This is a genomic window from Phormidesmis sp. 146-20, from assembly GCF_052939475.1.
The window spans coordinates 1-15,797 of record NZ_JBJPHT010000084.1 but is presented as its reverse complement, the minus strand read 5'-3'; the positions used below and the strand labels follow the sequence as shown (position 1 = coordinate 15,797).

The 15,797-nt window shown below is 45.4% G+C and carries 14 protein-coding genes; 8 read left to right on the top strand and 6 right to left on the bottom strand.

The window, feature by feature from the left end; translation table 11 throughout:
• The first annotated feature begins 75 nt into the window (after positions 1–75).
• The 4 genes from ACKFKH_RS32300 (at position 76) to ACKFKH_RS32285 (ending at position 4,806) form a co-directional block, all read left to right on the top strand.
• Positions 76–2,355: an efflux RND transporter permease subunit gene (locus ACKFKH_RS32300; protein ID WP_446862492.1), complete on the top strand. Its 2,280-nt coding sequence runs from the start codon at positions 76–78 to the stop codon at positions 2,353–2,355.
• Positions 2,356–2,402: 47 nt separating this feature from the next.
• Complete coding sequence (locus ACKFKH_RS32295) at positions 2,403–2,948, top strand: cytochrome b (RefSeq protein ID WP_446862491.1); 546 nt, start codon at positions 2,403–2,405, stop codon at positions 2,946–2,948.
• Between the two features lie 90 nt (positions 2,949–3,038).
• Positions 3,039–4,529, top strand: a complete 1,491-nt coding sequence (locus ACKFKH_RS32290) for an ATP-binding protein (protein WP_446862490.1) — start codon at positions 3,039–3,041, stop codon at positions 4,527–4,529.
• Positions 4,498–4,806 carry a response regulator gene (locus ACKFKH_RS32285; protein WP_446862489.1) on the top strand — a complete coding sequence of 103 codons (309 nt, stop codon included), beginning with the start codon at positions 4,498–4,500 and terminating at the stop codon, positions 4,804–4,806. The genes ACKFKH_RS32290 and ACKFKH_RS32285 overlap by 32 nt, the downstream gene beginning before the upstream one ends.
• On the opposite strand, the gene ACKFKH_RS32280 is transcribed toward ACKFKH_RS32285, so the two are convergent.
• From ACKFKH_RS32280 to ACKFKH_RS32270, 3 genes are read right to left on the bottom strand one after another with little or no spacing between them, the layout of a single operon-like run.
• Positions 4,801–5,205, bottom strand: coding sequence for a PIN domain-containing protein (locus ACKFKH_RS32280; protein ID WP_446862488.1), 405 nt, complete (start codon positions 5,203–5,205; stop codon positions 4,801–4,803). The genes ACKFKH_RS32285 and ACKFKH_RS32280 overlap by 6 nt on opposite strands.
• On the bottom strand, positions 5,205–5,447 hold the full coding sequence (locus ACKFKH_RS32275; protein ID WP_446862487.1) for a hypothetical protein: 243 nt from the start codon (positions 5,445–5,447) through the stop codon (positions 5,205–5,207). Before ACKFKH_RS32275 ends, ACKFKH_RS32280 begins: the two co-directional genes overlap by 1 nt.
• 23 nt (positions 5,448–5,470) lie before the next feature.
• Positions 5,471–9,382 (bottom strand): NACHT domain-containing protein, encoded by a 3,912-nt coding sequence (locus ACKFKH_RS32270; RefSeq protein WP_446862486.1) that lies wholly within the window; start codon positions 9,380–9,382, stop codon positions 5,471–5,473.
• Between the two features lie 449 nt (positions 9,383–9,831).
• Here ACKFKH_RS32270 and ACKFKH_RS32265 point away from each other — a divergent pair, with 449 nt between their 5' ends.
• The gene (locus ACKFKH_RS32265) at positions 9,832–10,500 is read left to right on the top strand and encodes a response regulator transcription factor (protein ID WP_446862484.1); all 669 of its coding nucleotides are present in this window, start codon (positions 9,832–9,834) and stop codon (positions 10,498–10,500) included.
• A gap of 113 nt (positions 10,501–10,613) precedes the next feature.
• Here ACKFKH_RS32265 and ACKFKH_RS32260 read toward each other — a convergent pair whose 3' ends face one another.
• A complete protein-coding gene (locus tag ACKFKH_RS32260) occupies positions 10,614–11,336 on the bottom strand; it encodes a hypothetical protein (protein ID WP_446862483.1) in 723 nt (240 codons plus the stop codon).
• A 475-nt stretch (positions 11,337–11,811) separates the two neighbouring features.
• Here ACKFKH_RS32260 and ACKFKH_RS32255 point away from each other — a divergent pair, with 475 nt between their 5' ends.
• From ACKFKH_RS32255 to ACKFKH_RS32245, 3 genes are all read left to right on the top strand, one after another.
• Complete coding sequence (locus ACKFKH_RS32255) at positions 11,812–12,018, top strand: hypothetical protein (RefSeq protein WP_446862482.1); 207 nt, start codon at positions 11,812–11,814, stop codon at positions 12,016–12,018.
• Positions 12,006–12,287, top strand: a complete 282-nt coding sequence (locus tag ACKFKH_RS32250; protein ID WP_446862481.1) for a hypothetical protein — start codon at positions 12,006–12,008, stop codon at positions 12,285–12,287. The genes ACKFKH_RS32255 and ACKFKH_RS32250 overlap by 13 nt, the downstream gene beginning before the upstream one ends.
• Positions 12,288–12,808: 521 nt before the next feature.
• Entirely contained in the window at positions 12,809–13,627 is an 819-nt protein-coding gene (locus ACKFKH_RS32245) for an SDR family NAD(P)-dependent oxidoreductase (protein WP_446862480.1), read from the top strand.
• 362 nt (positions 13,628–13,989) lie between these two features.
• On the opposite strand, the gene ACKFKH_RS32240 is transcribed toward ACKFKH_RS32245, so the two are convergent.
• A complete protein-coding gene (locus tag ACKFKH_RS32240) occupies positions 13,990–14,520 on the bottom strand; it encodes a nuclear transport factor 2 family protein (protein WP_446862479.1) in 531 nt (176 codons plus the stop codon).
• A 616-nt stretch (positions 14,521–15,136) separates the two neighbouring features.
• Positions 15,137–15,797 (bottom strand): hypothetical protein (locus ACKFKH_RS32235; RefSeq protein ID WP_446862478.1); only part of this gene is annotated, 661 nt, incomplete at its 5' end.

Below are 15,797 nucleotides of genomic sequence, written 5' to 3'. Positions count from 1 at the left end.
GTAGTTCATTAGATCTCAACTTCTGACCTTTGACACAATTTATTTTACAATCCCGCGAAAGGCGTTCGAGACACGATCTCGCAACTGCAAACCGAGTTTGACCAACGCAAAGAAGGCATTCAATTTGCCTATCACTACGATGAAAGCCAGTACATCAATCAATCTGTTGGATTTGTGGTAGAAAGCATCATCAGCGGTGCCGTTCTCGCAACCATTGTATTGATTTTATTTCTAGGATCAATTCGGACGGTTGCTGTAATTATGTTAACGCTTCCGGTTGCCTCCATCATGGTCTTCGTTGTGATGTCATTGCTACGGCGCACGCTGAATATCATTAGTTTGGCAGGGCTTGCGTTTGCCATTGGCATGGTGGTTGATAATGCGATCGTCATTCTCGAAAACATTTTTACTCACATGCAGCAGGGTAAACCTGCGATGAGAGCCGCGATCGATGGAACGCAAGAAGTCTGGAGCGCAATGCTAGGATCGACCCTCAGTAACGTGGTGGTCTTTGTTCCGCTGATCCTGGTTACGGGTGAAGCGGGTCAGCTTTTTGCAGACATGGCGATCGTGTTGTCCTGTTCAACTCTATTTTCATTGTTTATCGCCTTCACACTCGTTCCGATGTTGTCAGGACTTTTTCTCAACGAGACTGAAGCAAGACGAGTGTTAAGTAATCAATCGGCTTCACCTAATCCGCGAAGAAGCATTTTCGGCCGCATCGAACAGGCAGTTTTTCTCACGTCTGCCATCTTTCGACATCTTCAAGGCAAGCTGGAATCTTTTGTGGCATCGACAGTCAGTTGGTCGATCGGGCGTAGACGAGTCGGTCGTCGATTGTTGATGCTTTCGATTCCAGTTGGGTTGTTGATCACGAGTATTTTTCTGTTGCCTGCGATGGACTATTTGCCAGAAGGAAATCGTAACTTAGTTGTTTGGCGAGCAGAGCCACTACCAGGGACTAGCATTCCTGAAGCGATCGAGCAGTCACGTCCGGTGCAAGACTTTCTGCGATCGCAGCCAGAAATCGAGCGCGTCTTATACGTCGATCGACCAGGCGTTCGAGCCGTCACTGCAATTCTCAAGCCCCAGTTTGCGACCACTCAGGGACTTGCTGACATGATTGAGCGAATGCGGCGAGCCAGCCAAAATTTTGCAGGCTATCGGTTTCTCGTTCCCACGCGGTTTTCTATTTTCCGTGACCCAGGGAAGGAGTTTGAAATTGATATCATCGGGGCTGATCTAGACCAACTTAGTAATATCGATCGAGAGATTTCAGGCAAGATTCGGGCCATGAGTGGCGTTAGAAATATTCGATCAAATTTTGTCATGGGAGCAGGTGAGTTACAGGTCATCCCAAATCGCGAACGTTTGGCAGAAACAGGACTGTCAGAAGCCGAACTCGGTAGCTTGGTCGAAGCTGCGCTCGGCGGTCGCCTGGCATCTGAGTTTCTGGATGGAAAAGAGGAGTTGGATATTTCGGTGGAGTTGCAAAATACGTCCGTCCAAACGCCTGAGCAATTGCGACAACTTCCGATATTCGGGCGAGGTGGACGACAGGTGCAACTTTCTGATGTTGCCGAAGTACAAGAAACTACCGGAGCCGATGTGATTAACCATGTCGATTTGGAGCGATCGATTACTCTGACGGCTTCTCTAGCGGCGGATGCTCCCCTGGGTGAGATTGTCGATCGCGTAGAGCAAGAAATTTTAATTCCGCTGCGATCGAGTCTGCCAGCAGGCTATCGAGTCGAGTTAGCAGGGTCTGCTGATTTATTGGCGCAGACGATTACTCAGTTAGCATCGGCATTTGTATTATCCATCTTGGTCACTTACTTGTTGCTAGTTGCGTTGTATCGTTCGTTTCTCTATCCATTGGTGATTATGGCAACGGTTCCGATGGGAATGAGTGGTGCCTTGTTGAGCTTAGTGATTGCTAACCAGGTTTTTCGATTGAATGTTCCGTTAGACATGATTACTGCGTTGGGATTTTTGATTTTGACAGGCGTTGTTGTCAATAACTCCATTTTGCTGGTCGATCGGGCTTTGCAACTCCAGCAAGAGGGAGAAGACTACGATGCCTCTCTGTACAACGCGACAAAAGATCGTCTTAGAGCCATCTTTATGTCATCAGGAACGAGTGTCCTGGGAATGTTGCCGCTGGCAGTCCTTCCGGGACAGGGATCTGAACTCTATCAAGGTTTAGGAATTGTCCTCACAGGTGGATTAGCATTTTCTACAATTCTGACTCCAACAGTCGTTCCAGCACTGATGGGGCTTTTGCGCGACATCACTCAGCGCAAATCTACGCTGCAATCTGCCAAACCGACTACTCAGCAAACCAGCTCACGCTAATTCTTCGAGAGGTCTCAATGGAACTTATTCAATCGATCAAACCCAGGATGAACTCTGCATTCAAACGCTTAATGTCCGTTCATTGGTGGATGGCTGCGCTGTATTTGATTCTATTCGTTACAGGAACGTTTATGTCACAACTGGATCGATCAGTCTCATTCCGAGGTGCATTCTATGACTTCCATAAATCGATGGGGGTGTTGTCGATGGCGTTTCTAACTTGGCGAATTTTCTTGTTGCTACAAGTATCGTGGAGAAAGTATGCGAAGCGATCGCCAAAATTTACGGTTGCCTGGTTTAAGACTGTAGTACTTCACACAAGCTTGTATGTCTTTATGTGGGGTGTTCCGATCAGTGGATATTTTTTCTCTAATTCTTTTAGAGCCAGAAACGTCAAGCTTTTTGGATTAGTCTTACCAGATTTCTTCCCAGAAGACAACGCACTGGTAGAAGTCGGGCGGAGTCTACATTTTTGGTTGTCTTATACATTTCTGGCATTTGTGGTGCTGCATACGATCGAGCAACAAAAAGTGGTTCGTGCAAATTGTCGCAGATTCAATCATTTCTTAAGATCCTTGAGGAAGACGGCATAGGCTGTAACTTATGGACTCCCCTCGAAATGTGTTCTCCCAACTAACCACATGATTGATAAGATCACACCAACAAACTGCAACACAAGCCTCATGCCAACGTTTCCTGCATGGTACCGAGTCATCGCTGGAGTTCGCCTCAGATTGTTAGTCTGGTATTCTCTTCTGACCGTCGGAACCGCACTGATTTTGCTACAAGCCACGCGCCAAATCTTCTGTCACAGTCTTCAAACTCGTTCAGAAGAAGCACTCAGCCAACGGGTTGAGCAATTTGAGCTAATGGTTGAAAGAAATCGGCTCGAAGGTGAGCAATCTGCAAAGACACTGCCTGCTTTGTTCGATCGCTTGCTTTCAAATTATGCGCCAACTCGCAATGAGTACATTGTGATGCTTATTGGGGATCAGATTTATAAAACCAGTTCGCCCTTACCCAAAAATTTTATACCGCGTGAAATCATCCAAACTTGGAAGCAAGATGGTTTATCCTCCTACGGCAGCCTATCGACTTCAAATCAGAAAATCAACTACGCGGTAGAACCCATCACACTCGGTGACGAAACGGCTTACATCGTCGCGATTCACGATGCCTCTGCGGGATTTCAGGCGATTGATCGCGCGATCGCACTCGTTACTCAGGTTGCGCTGATCACGTTAGCGCTCTGTCTTACTTTGGCATGGATTATGACCGGAAAGATTTTAGCACCCCTCAAACTTCTAACTACCACCGCCCAATCGATCACAGAATCTGACATGACCCAACGCATCTCAATCCACGGGCGCAACGAGATTGCCGAACTAGGTGATACCTTTAATGAAATGCTCGATCGCTTGCAACTTGCCTTCGACAGCCAAAAAGAATTTCTCAAAGATGCCAGTCACGAATTGCGGACTCCTATTACCGTGATCCAAGGGCATTTAGAAATGCTGAAGTATTCGCCTGATCAGCAAGAAACAACCATCACACTACTGATGGACGAACTCGATCGCATGTCTCGACTGGTGAACGATCTCCTGATTCTCGCCAAAGCAGATCATCCCGATTTTCTCCATCCCAGAGCTGAAGAATTAGACTGGATGACCGAAGAAATCTACCTCAAAGCTCGATCGCTTGCCGTTCGCAATTGGCGGCTAGAAGCCAAAGGGTTGAGTCCGATCACGGTCGATCGTCAGCGCCTCACCCAAGCCATGATGAACTTGATTCAAAATGCCATCCGTCATACTCAAGCAGGCGATACAATCACCCTGGGTTCGTCAATCAAGGGAAAATATGCCTATCTATGGGTTCGCGACACGGGTGAAGGCATTGCTCCCGAAAACCAAACTCGTATTTTTGAGCGATTTGCACGAGCAACTAAACAAGATGTCACGGTTGAAGGACATGGGTTGGGACTCGCGATCGTCAGCGCAATTATCCGCGCTCACCAAGGCTGGGTCGAGCTAGAAAGCTATCCGGGTCAAGGCTCTACTTTTATGCTTGTGATGCCTCTTCACTCTCTAGATACCGATGAGCAGGATACTAATCGCCGAGGACAATCTTCGCATCTGCGCCTTTTTGGAAACCGGACTTCAGGCACACGGGTTTAACTTAACGATCGTCCATACAGGAAAACAGGCAACCCAAATTGCTCAAAGCGGCGATTTTTATCTCTTCATTCTAGATTTGGGATTACCCGATCTGGATGGACTGGAGGTCTTAGCCACCATCCGAGGACAGGGTGAGACATTACCGATCATCGTGCTAACCGCTCGTGATGGACTAGACGATATCTTAGCTGGGTTGAATGGTGGAGCGAGAGATTTAAAAGGTATGCAGCAAGAAGACTCAATTAGTTTGTGGCTTGCTCAATCTAGACTCCTATAACTGCCGCCAGTTCTCGGTCTGTAGCCCAGGGATTCGATCAAATTCTCGCTGGTTCGCAGTGACCATGAGGAGATTATATTGTAGAGCAGTTGCAGCAATTAACACATCGTAAGCGCCGATCGGCTGTCCCTGAGTTTTGAGAACGGCACGAACTTGAGCCGCCTGTTCAGCTTCTGCTGTGTTGAAGGGGAGAACCGTTACAGAGGCAAGAAAACTGGCGATTGTCGGTTCAATTTTCTGAGCGCGTTGAGGATTATTTAGCAAGCCGTAACGTAATTCCATGACAGTAATGACTGAAACCGCACTATCGGCAGGCGGTGTTCGCTTGAGTCGGGTTTGAGTGCCGGGTTCGCCTTTGATGAAATCGCTGATGACGCAGGTATCGAGTAAGTATCGCATCAGAATAACTCCGGCTCACAGGGAGGGAGGAGTTCATCCCGGTAAGACTCAAAAGCAGGGAAGTCAGGTGAGCCACTGTAGGATAAGACGGCATCTGGCCACTGGGAAACGATCGTAGGCGTGGGTTGGGTTAGCTGGCGTAAAGCCTGAATAATCAGGGTTTGAAGTGGAACGTTGGATTGAGCCGCTTGACGGATCAAGTCTTGTTCGAGGTCTTGAGGAAGGTCGATCGTGATTTGCATAATATAAACTCTTGCATTGATCTTTAGTTAGTCTGTTTCTTTAGTTTTTGCTCAACTTGAGGAGGGGATGGATTACGGTTAAACAACAAATTCTTGATTTCGTCGTTGAATACTCCACTAGCAGCTACGGAGATTAGTGCAACAATGACAGCTACAGTTATCGAAAGCCAAAATTTCCAGTCAAACCCTGTTTTGTCATCAGGACGATTATTATCTCCCGTATTAATTCCTCTAATATTTTTTGATTTTGAAATATGAATACTTTTATCAATCTTAGGGTCATCTTTCATTTTCTGTGTTCTCCGATCTATTGTGTCAAGCTTATTGGATAAATCTGAATTAGAAGGTTCTTGGGCTAGGACTAGCTGAAAAACCTCTTCTGGTGTGGGTGGTTTCCAAGTTCTACGCCGCATGTTCTTCTGAGCATTGAGAAACGTTTTTTTGAGCCATACCAGGCTGGGTAGTTTTTGAATAAGACGTTGAATTTCATCACACGCCTGAAGAGTTCCTCTTTCTTTTAGTTGTGATAAAGTAATATCTCTTAGCCTAGCCATACAGTCTCTAACTGTTACATCGTGGGCACCTATATCATTGCTGTAGTCTGAATCTTCGCCATAAGGATATTGATGAACCAGCCAAAGATATAGGTCAGCTAATTGCGTCTCAGTCAAATTCGACTGAATGCCATCTGAGTAACGGTAGGCATCTGATTCGAGGACTATGCGCCCAAATGATAAGTCTTGCTGAATTAGCGACCAAATAAATAACCAACTAGATGGATCTGAATCTTTGACCAGTACTCTAGAGGCACCCAGAGCTTTTTCACGCTCATTCTCCTCTAATGGCAACGGCAAAGAAATTAAGGACTTTGTGAAATCTCTAGCCTCAGCTAACCCTTGTTCTAGAAGCTTTTCAAGTAACTGCTCAATACATTTGGGTTTCAGTGAAGAATCTTTAGCCTTTTCTAGTAAAGTTAATTTTAGTCGTTGATCCCAGCACTTATCAAAGCGCGTGATTGCAAATATGCATCCATATGTTTGATTCTCTTTATCAATTAACTTTATCAGTGTATTGATAGACTCTTGGGGAGCTTTGAGATAGGCATATTTGACTATTTCCAGATAGGAATCATCATTTTGATTAGTATTGGGAGCAGCAATAATGATAGGTGCCCATTTTTTCCATATTTCAGGTAAGAGAGTAGCTAAGAAATCTGGGCTTTCTTTCAAAAGTAACTGCAAAGCCCTGCAACCTGCTATTGCTGGTCGATTATAGGAGTTTGTCCCTATCCATTCGTAAGCTATGTCATTTTGTTGCTGAACATACTTTTTTGCAATCTCGATAATTCTCTTTTGAGTAGCTTCCTCAGCTTCTTGCCATCCAGGTAGTTTAGTAAGATCTAATTCGGAATCATCACCGTAGTATTCACTGTCAGGCTTGAGAGTCATTTCCCTATTCAGCAGCCACCAAACCAATAGATCACCATTTTCCAACTGTCCTAAAAACAGAGCAACTCTTTCTCTAGGAGAGGGTTCTAGTGATCGTTTTTTTCGCTCACGATTATTCCACTTCTGATACTCTAAATACTCTATCTCTCCAAGATAAAAATCAAATTCTTTCCGCAAGATTTTATTTTCACACGCAGCTTTGATAATTAAATCAACTACTTGAGCATTTTTTTGATTAAATGTCCATCTGATTAAGCATGACCATTTTTTCTGTTCCTTCTCATGTGGAGAATTGGATAGTTCATTTAGCATCCAAAAAGTATCTTTCTCAAAAAGCATTTGCTCTGTGGAAGAACCTAGTAAAAAAGAGAGATCATTATCAGAATCAGTGACTAGATTCAATATTTCTTTCAAGAGTTTTCGTCTCTTACTATCTTCATTTAGAAGAGCCAACTCGAATTTCTGCTGTTGCTCTAGGTCTGCGGTTATCAGTCTTTCATGCTGTTCCCACTGAACAAATGCAATTTTCGCGAAAATTTTGGATAAAGGTTGATCTTCAAGATGCTTCCAAGCCTCAACAAGAATAGCATTTCCTAAATGCTCAAAGGGATGTCCGAAGCATCGAACACTTTGCTTTTCAAGCCAGCTGAGGGCAACTACTAAATCATCTGGCTGAAGTTTTGACGCTAGCTCACTATCAATAAACCTATGGTACGAACCAAAGAAATTTTTCTTTTTAGGTGAGGTAAGAGCATTTAATAATTTCTCTGCTGTTAAGTGATCTGACCAGAGCGCTCGCAACGCATAACCTTTAAGCTGATCATCTTCATCCTCTGGAAATTGTCCAATAGCTAGAGGCATCAGCTTTAATCTTGTGTCTACATCACCAACAGAACAAATAGATCTCGCTGCACTCACTCTCAAGTAAATTGATTGTGATGAATCAAGAGCAAGATTCACTAGTTCTTCCTGAAGCTCAGATACTTCGCAGACTTCAGCAATGTCAATCGATAGACTTCGTGCATCAATCTGTTTGCCAGAGTTACAGATATAGGGGTGCAGTTGAGCAGGCAACCCAGGATGACTCAATTTTGAATATTGGTGATAGTTATCTTTGCTTCTATCAAACAGCCTTTCCTGCTCATATTGTGCCAATAGGTTATTAACAATTGATGATCTAACATCTGCATCAGTAGGTACATCACTTCGTAACAGAACGTCTGGATCAGACTTAATGATTTCTTCAAGGACATCGCCCCTCATGCTGGCTAGCCACGCAGCAGTCTCATGAAGCTGTGGAATCAGTTTATGCTCAGGATCTTCGGCTGAAAAGATTAGTTGCTTTACTTGAGTTAGAGGCAGTTTATGTTGCTCCAAGTACCACGCTGCCAGAAACTCAGCATAAGTTTGATGTGCCCACCCCATTCGATTTGAGCCACGAGACGAAAATAGTCCGCTATCTAGCACTTCTCGAATCGCTGCTTCAGTTACCTCAACTTCTTTGTGGTTAGAAACTTCATTTCCCAAAATTATCTGTCGGATTAGTACATCTTCTGCTGGCACTTCTCCTTGATCAATACCAGTCCAGACTGCAAATCGATTCGCAAAAACTGTGACCGCTGCAATTCGAGCCGCCACAATCAGCCGCTGGTCTGACTCCAAACCATTCCTAATAGTTCTTCCCTGGCGACTTGGATTAACCTCTTCGCCTAATAACCTACAACCCTTTAAATACAGACTGCACAAGGTTTGGTCTGAAGAGAAGTGACCATCTTGGTGCTTATAAATGTTAAGGAGAAATCTCAGTGTGACTGGCTTGATAGCCAAAGGAACAAGTTTTTTGTCCCAGACTTCTGATAAGAAACTTTGAGGTTCGATCCCCTCGATCGTAGCAGCAGTTTCTACATCTGCATATCGAAGTGGGGCTAGTTCATAGATCGCCAAACCGTCTTTCCATAGTTCTTTCAGCCCTTCCTCTAAAACCTGGGGAAAAACAGCAGTTCGACAAACAATACGCAGGTAAAGACGATTGAGCTTATCGCGGTATTTCCTCTTCCTAAATTCATCAACCAATTGTGTTGCTAGATTTTGGGTGTCCAGTAACCCTTCATCTAAACTGTCCAAAAATAAATAAAGGCGATGTTCTCCATTAATCCAGTCGATAAAATCTTGATCTGGAATCAGATCGATTGCCAAACTGCTACATGAACGAAGATTAAGTTCTAAGGGCGAATGAGATAGATTGAGTTTTCCTTGTGTATGCTTTATCAGGTTTTTCATCTCTTGGGATTTGCCAATACCTGGCTCTCCCAGTAAAACGAGGCATGGGATGTCAGCGATCGCCTCAAAACTAACAAGGTCAGGATTAAAGTATTTTTTTCCGTACTCTGAATCTGGATCGACCAGATAGCCGCCGCGATCGCTGAGACTAATTTGTGCGGTTCGGGGACACCAAAATCGTTTCCAATCGAAAATCAGCTTTGACATACCTAGTAGATTCGAGGGCGAAAACTCTTGTTTTAGGATAACCTCATTCAGAAATCCCAGTGGTGAAAGCTACAACATGCCCTTCCAAAGGTCAGTAGAACAAGCGAACTCTGGTTAAGAGCAAAATAAACATCACCACCGTAAGCAGACGGTGTAAGAGGGACACGTATGGCTCAAGAAGTGAGTTATTAGAGCGAGAGAGTGAGACTTGGAGAGTTGCCTGGATTTCAACTTACGAGAAGTGGCAAACCCTTTGGAACGCAAGAGTTGAATTTCAAGGGGGCATTGATTCTTTCATTGTTCACCGTCAAGATATTGACCATCTAGAATATCAGTGGCAAGAAGTGTGGAGACTGCAAGGGACGCAGTATGTCAAGGTGGAAACGACTCCATAACAGTTGGAAAAGTTGGACTTATTGTTGTGATTCCTCTTCACTCCCTAGATACCGATGAGCAGGATACTAATCGCCGAGGACAATCTTCGCATCTGCGCCTTTTTGGAAACCGGACTTCAGGCACACGGGTTTAACTTAACGATCGTCCATACAGGAAAACAGGCAACCCAAATTGCTCAAAGCGGCGATTTTTATCTCTTCATTCTAGATTTGGGATTACCCGATCTGGATGGACTGGAGGTCTTAGCCACCATCCGAGGACAGGGTGAGACATTACCGATCATCGTGCTAACCGCTCGTGATGGACTAGACGATACTTTAGCGGGGTTGAATGGTGGAGCGGATGACTATGTTACCAAGCCGTTTCGGTTTGAAGAATTGCTGGCGCGGGTGCGCGTTCAGCTACGCAATCGTCAAGTTCCACGCATTAAGGAAGAAGGAATTCTCAAAATTGGAACGATGATGCTGAACCTTTTGACGCGACAAGCGTGGGTCAGCGATCGAGCGGTCGATCTCTCAGCACGAGAATTTTTGTTAGCAGAAGTCTTTCTTCGCCATCCAGGACAAGTTCTGACTCGTGAACAGCTACTCGATCGGATTTGGGGCTATGACTATGATCCTGGCACCAATATTGTGAATGTCTATGTGGGACACTTACGCAAAAAGCTAGGCGAGGAATGTATTGAAACGGTGCGGGGCATCGGGTATCGCTTTCGGATTTAGCACACAATTTGAGTTAGAACTGGAGCAATTATCTGAGCGTGAGGAATTGCCTTGTTGTGATACAACTCCCCTAGTTTAGAAACTGCATCTAAACGCTCTTCTGGTTTCTTGGTTTAATCTTGAATAACTTTCAGTAAAGCGCTGGCTATAGAGTTCTGTATCTCTTTCAATACATCAGGTCTAAGTTTGTTTGTCTCTAAAGATTCAAACGCTTGAATACGAAAATCTGTGTCGTCATCGGAGTTCTCAGCGATCGCTAAGATTGCACCGTTAAGTTTTCTTTCTAAAGAGGTTGGGTTAATGCCACCTGGAATGAGATTTGATTTATCACGAGCAAAACGCTGCAAGTTAGAGAGGGCAGAACCTCGTGCCAATCTATCCTCTCCGGTATCCGAAAGGATCTCGAACAAGGTGCGAGTTGGATCGCCATTAATTTGCCATAAAGTATAAAAAATGGCTTTATCTAGGTCTTCTGACGTTATCCACTCATATCCCATCAGCTTTGCTAAATCTCTTGCTGATGAAGAAGCACGGAAACCCATCTGTCCTAAGGTAGTAATAATGAGGAGTCGCTGATACTCGCCATCCGCCGAGTCCTCGGTAAATGATTGATCAAGATAACGCAGAAGAATTGGAAGGGCATCTGAGCCGCAGGTAGCCAAGGCCTCTACAAGAGAAGGATCGGCGCGCAGACTTTCGATATTATTCTCGATTTGCTGCACACTACATCGATCTGGTCGCGCTAGAGCTGGTTGTGAAATAGATAAAGATTCGTCTGTCAAAATCCCCAAAGTAGCTAATAATACAACTCCGTGCTTTGATAGCCCGCGAATCATCCTAAATACCCTTTCGGAAAGTACTCGCCTACATCAAGCCAATGGAATGAGAATTAAATAACTTCAACAATTGTAGAGTCTCGGATCGCCCTCCTCACGAAGTGGGGCGAAGCCCTCGCCAAACCTTCTCCTTTGGGAGAAGGGGTCTAGAGTCTGGTTCCCTCTCCTTGGGGAGAGGGCTAGGGTGAGGGTGAAATTTCGGAGTTATTTAATCCACGATCCATGTTTATTTTATTTATGCGTTTATTTTATTTATGCGAAAAATTTGTATGCAGGGAGTTTACTTGCTAAAGATACGCATGTCTTACTCTTTGGCATTTTTTTAAAAATTGACAGAATCCTGTCCTCATCATGCAATAAATAAAGAATTTATGCTATTTGAGCCTTGCATCCTGTGGGGCACAACAAAAGGCAATTCTACAGATAAATCCAGAGGGCTAACAATACTGGAAAGCGACGTGATACGGAAACGGTCATGCGTCGTTTGGAGGGGGGCGATTGGAAAAGTGCCAGCACTGGTAACTCGTTGGTCGCCTACCCTACCTCAAGCACGGTTTTGAAGACCAGCGGGGCCAGTGACAGCCTCGCTGAGTTTAATCAACGCTCCAAATTTCAGCCAGCGACGGCACGAATACCTCAACGCCTGCGACGATCGGGTATGGCTACTATGTGCCGCCTCTAGTCACAATTTGCCGGGATAGTACGCTGACCGTGCCAGATTTGCGCTCTGGAGCCACTTACACTTTAGGTTTTGACGATTGGAATGGTGACCCCATTGATGCAACGGCTAACGGAAATGGAGTAGCCCAATTCGAGAATGTTGACTTTCCTGAACCATTTACATCGGATGAGATCGGTCGTCGAGCGGTGATCATCCTCACTGATCCGGTGCGCCCCTGGATAGAAACAGTGGTTCAGGCACCCTATTTGGCAGAAATCCCAGGCTGTTGATCATTTCTCACTTCCCCCTAGAACTTGTGCCATCTGCGATCGATCTCAGCTTCGCTCACATAGCCTTCCAGTTTCGAGGTTTTCTCATCTTTCAGGAAGTTGGGGCGACCTTCACAAACCTAGAAGGAACCGATGACTGTGATGCAAGGTAAGGATCGATCGCTTGCCCTAAAACCCGAAAATTTCTGAGAGTCTTATAGCGAAATATCACAATCCAGCCTTTTTATTAATAAGTGTTGCAGTGGCTTGATCCCTTTGCTAGGGTATGCAGGTCGAATGATTACGGGTTAATTCTTGCAGCTAGGAGTTGTGTCTCATGCTTTACATCTTTGACTCTAACCCCATCCCCTGAATCCTTGAAATGTGCCGTGGGACTGGAAAGCAGCAGGCATAGATAGGTCGATTGAGCGATCGTTGCGCCAATTCAGTCCCCCCAAAGACTTTCCTCAGCTTTTTTGCACCCTCAATCCGTTCAGCAAAGGCTGAGAACACTCGAACACCTCAGCATCGGAGGCTTTAACATGAATATTCAGGGAAAGACCGTTCTCATTACGGGAGCTTCTCGTGGCATCGGACGAGAGATCGCGCTAGAGTTCGCCAAACAGGGCGCACAACGAATCATCTTAGTCGCCAGGACTCATTCACGCTTGATGGAAGTCGCCACCGAAATCACGGCTCTGGGTGCCGAAGCGGTTCCTCTGGCATTAGACTTGACCCAACCCGTTGAAGTAAACATCAAGGTCGCTCAAACGTGGCGAGATTATGGGCCAGTTCATCTCCTGGTCAACTGTGCCGGGGTTGCTCATCAAGTCCCCTTCTTACAATCTCAACTGCCTCACATTCAAGAAGAGATGGCAATTAATCTAATGGGCATGTACACCATGACTCGGTTGATTGCGAGACGCATGTCCGTGCAGCGACAAGGAACGATCGTCAATGTCTCAAGCTTGATGGGGAAAATTGCCGCTCCGACGATGGCCACTTATTCAGCCACTAAGTTTGCCATTCTGGGGTTTACTCAAGCCCTGCGAAGTGAGCTATCAGACCACAATATCCGGGTGATTGCCCTTTTGCCCTCTCTCACCGATACAGATATGGTGAAGAACTTTCAGTGGTTCCGATGGGTGGTGCCGATGACTCCGCAAAAAGTAGCTCAATCCCTTGTGATGGGACTGCAAAAGGACTCACCAGAGATTTTAGTGGGCTGGCAAAGTCAGCTTGCTGTGTGGGGAAATCGTTTTATCCCTGGTCTGATGGAGAAGGTTTCAAAATTAGCGGCTCCTTTGTCTAACGAACATCACCTTGAAAGACTTAGAGAAGCTGGAGCCAACTCACGTTAGAGCAGTCTGTTAATGCCTCCTGTATTGGGAGGCTATTTTCACTCTTCACCAGCCCCTAGAACGAGTCGCTTGATTGGAGTCATTACGATCGTATTCATGCCCAAGGTTTGTTCCCGTTACGGTTTACTTGGGTGAGGGTGCGATCGTGCTTGATTCGTTCTTGGAATGGAGGAATTGGGACGGATCACCTGGTCAAACTGGTTTCACAGTCTTTTGGAGGAGTTAACCCTCTTAACCTTCTCAGTTGTAAGTTCTTGCGACAGCCAGAAATACGATAACGTTCGTGTTGAGCGGTTTTCAAAAAACTTTGCAATGCACGAAGAACCTAAGTAAATCCGCTCCAACACGGTTGTTATGCCTCGCTATAGAGACAGATGCTCACTCGCTTTTGCTCTAAGAGTTGTATCTGGTATTAGGCTTCCGAGTACAGCAAGTTGGTCGTAGATTCGCTCAGCAACTCGCCACTTACCATTCTCTTTCACAATTTTGTCCCGCACCACACCATGAGCAATAAGTCTAGGCAAAACCGAAATTAGAGCCTCATCTTCTGAAAAAAGCTGAAAAACATTGATATAGCTCACTGCTCGTATGCTATCGAAATCTTCTAAAGATGTAACTACATTTACCGCTTGATGTCGCAGCCCATCGAAAAACTGTGGATTAGACAAGACCCAATTTACAAAGGCTTCGCGACCATGCAGTGAGCCATAAAGCGAATGATGATGAGACAAATCTACAGTCACGCATTGACGAAGAGCATCAGCGTCTCGACTATCCTCTGCAAGAAATACTCGATTCAGAAGCTCATGCACAGCAATGACATCTGCTGGTTCAAGTGCCTTTGCTTCATCGTTGCGAATTACTTCAAGTGGTAGGTGGGTTTTTGAGTGCATAGTACTAAAGAGATTTTTCGTTATTGTTCAGGTGCAACGACTAGATTAATTGGCAACAGTCAATCTTTGCAACACCACCAAGTTCTTTATTACTCGTAGATCATTGTGCGTGACTCTCGACAATCATCACATGACTGGACTCAGATTTTAATGTTCACCGACAGCCTGCAAATAATGTCCCCACCGATAACCTAAGAGGCATAACTATTAATAGATTGAAACATTCCGCCTAAGATCAATACTTCGGACAAATTTTGAGCAGATTTTCAGGTTCAAACCCTGATTCGCTCGTGGGACAGGATCTTATTTTCAAAGTCAGGAATAGAGCCAACTTTGAAAAATAGCTCAATGCTGGAACTGTACTTCCTGAAAGCCTTTTGGAGTCGTTCAAAAAACTGTCCGGACTATTGTAAGATCCCAATTTGGGTGGATAGGCAGAACAGTTCGGCAGAACACCCAAAATTCAATGTTTCGGTAGAATCCTTCTACACAATATGCTGCTCAAGCTGGATAGCCCGAACTCTTCCGTATATTTTCGGACTTCCTACAGAGATAAGTAAATGACCTCTTCAACCGCAAGAGCCGATTCCTTCTCCACGAAATCCTTAGTTTGACCTTACTCCTCACCCGCCCCTAGAACCAACAGCTTGATCCGCGCTATCTGCGATCGCATCCTCGCCCACTGTCGAAACGTCTCTGCCTTCTTCGCATCCAGTGCATTGAGCTGATTGAGATAGCTTTCAGTGTCGGACTCCCCAAACCTGTAGCCCACCTCGATCAGCTTCATTTTAGTCACACTGCGCTTCGTGATTTCCTGACTGATCTGAAAGTCACGGCGAGTGACATCAAACTCTAAAACGGTGAGGATCACCTGCTCCCGAATCTTGGCCGCCAGGTCGCCCCGCTTGTTTTCGATCTCTGCCAATTTGACCTGAAGATCCCCGATCGCAATCGATCGACTCTGAGCGGCCGCATCTCCCCCGGTGGCATTCCGAAATAACGGCACTCCAATTAGAGACAGAACATCATTGATCCCACTGACTGACAGCACACCCAATAGTTTGTCTAAAAAGCCTCGTTTCCTCGCGGGTTGTCCTGCGGCTGCCGGAATCTCATCGACCTTGAGAAAGCTCTGTACCAACGGCTCGAAGACTCCCAACTTAACGGTCGCCTGATTATTTTTCTTCGCCTCTGCCACTTTCTGAGTGATGGCTTCGATACGTTGGTCGATCGCTCTTAAAGTTGCCGAAGTCTCGATCGCTTGAGATTGCAGCTTT

Coding starts and splice junctions, on each gene's coding strand:
- ACKFKH_RS32245 (WP_446862480.1), top strand. CDS start 12,809: ATGAATATTCAGGGAAAGACCGTTCTCATTACGGGAGCTTCTCGTGGC.
- ACKFKH_RS32260 (WP_446862483.1), bottom strand. CDS start 11,336: ATGATTCGCGGGCTATCAAAGCACGGAGTTGTATTATTAGCTACTTTG.
- ACKFKH_RS32280 (WP_446862488.1), bottom strand. CDS start 5,205: ATGCGATACTTACTCGATACCTGCGTCATCAGCGATTTCATCAAAGGC.
- ACKFKH_RS32265 (WP_446862484.1), top strand. CDS start 9,832: ATGAGCAGGATACTAATCGCCGAGGACAATCTTCGCATCTGCGCCTTT.
- ACKFKH_RS32240 (WP_446862479.1), bottom strand. CDS start 14,520: ATGCACTCAAAAACCCACCTACCACTTGAAGTAATTCGCAACGATGAA.
- ACKFKH_RS32255 (WP_446862482.1), top strand. CDS start 11,812: ATGCGTCGTTTGGAGGGGGGCGATTGGAAAAGTGCCAGCACTGGTAAC.
- ACKFKH_RS32295 (WP_446862491.1), top strand. CDS start 2,403: ATGAACTCTGCATTCAAACGCTTAATGTCCGTTCATTGGTGGATGGCT.
- ACKFKH_RS32290 (WP_446862490.1), top strand. CDS start 3,039: ATGCCAACGTTTCCTGCATGGTACCGAGTCATCGCTGGAGTTCGCCTC.
- ACKFKH_RS32270 (WP_446862486.1), bottom strand. CDS start 9,382: ATGTCAAAGCTGATTTTCGATTGGAAACGATTTTGGTGTCCCCGAACC.
- ACKFKH_RS32275 (WP_446862487.1), bottom strand. CDS start 5,447: ATGCAAATCACGATCGACCTTCCTCAAGACCTCGAACAAGACTTGATC.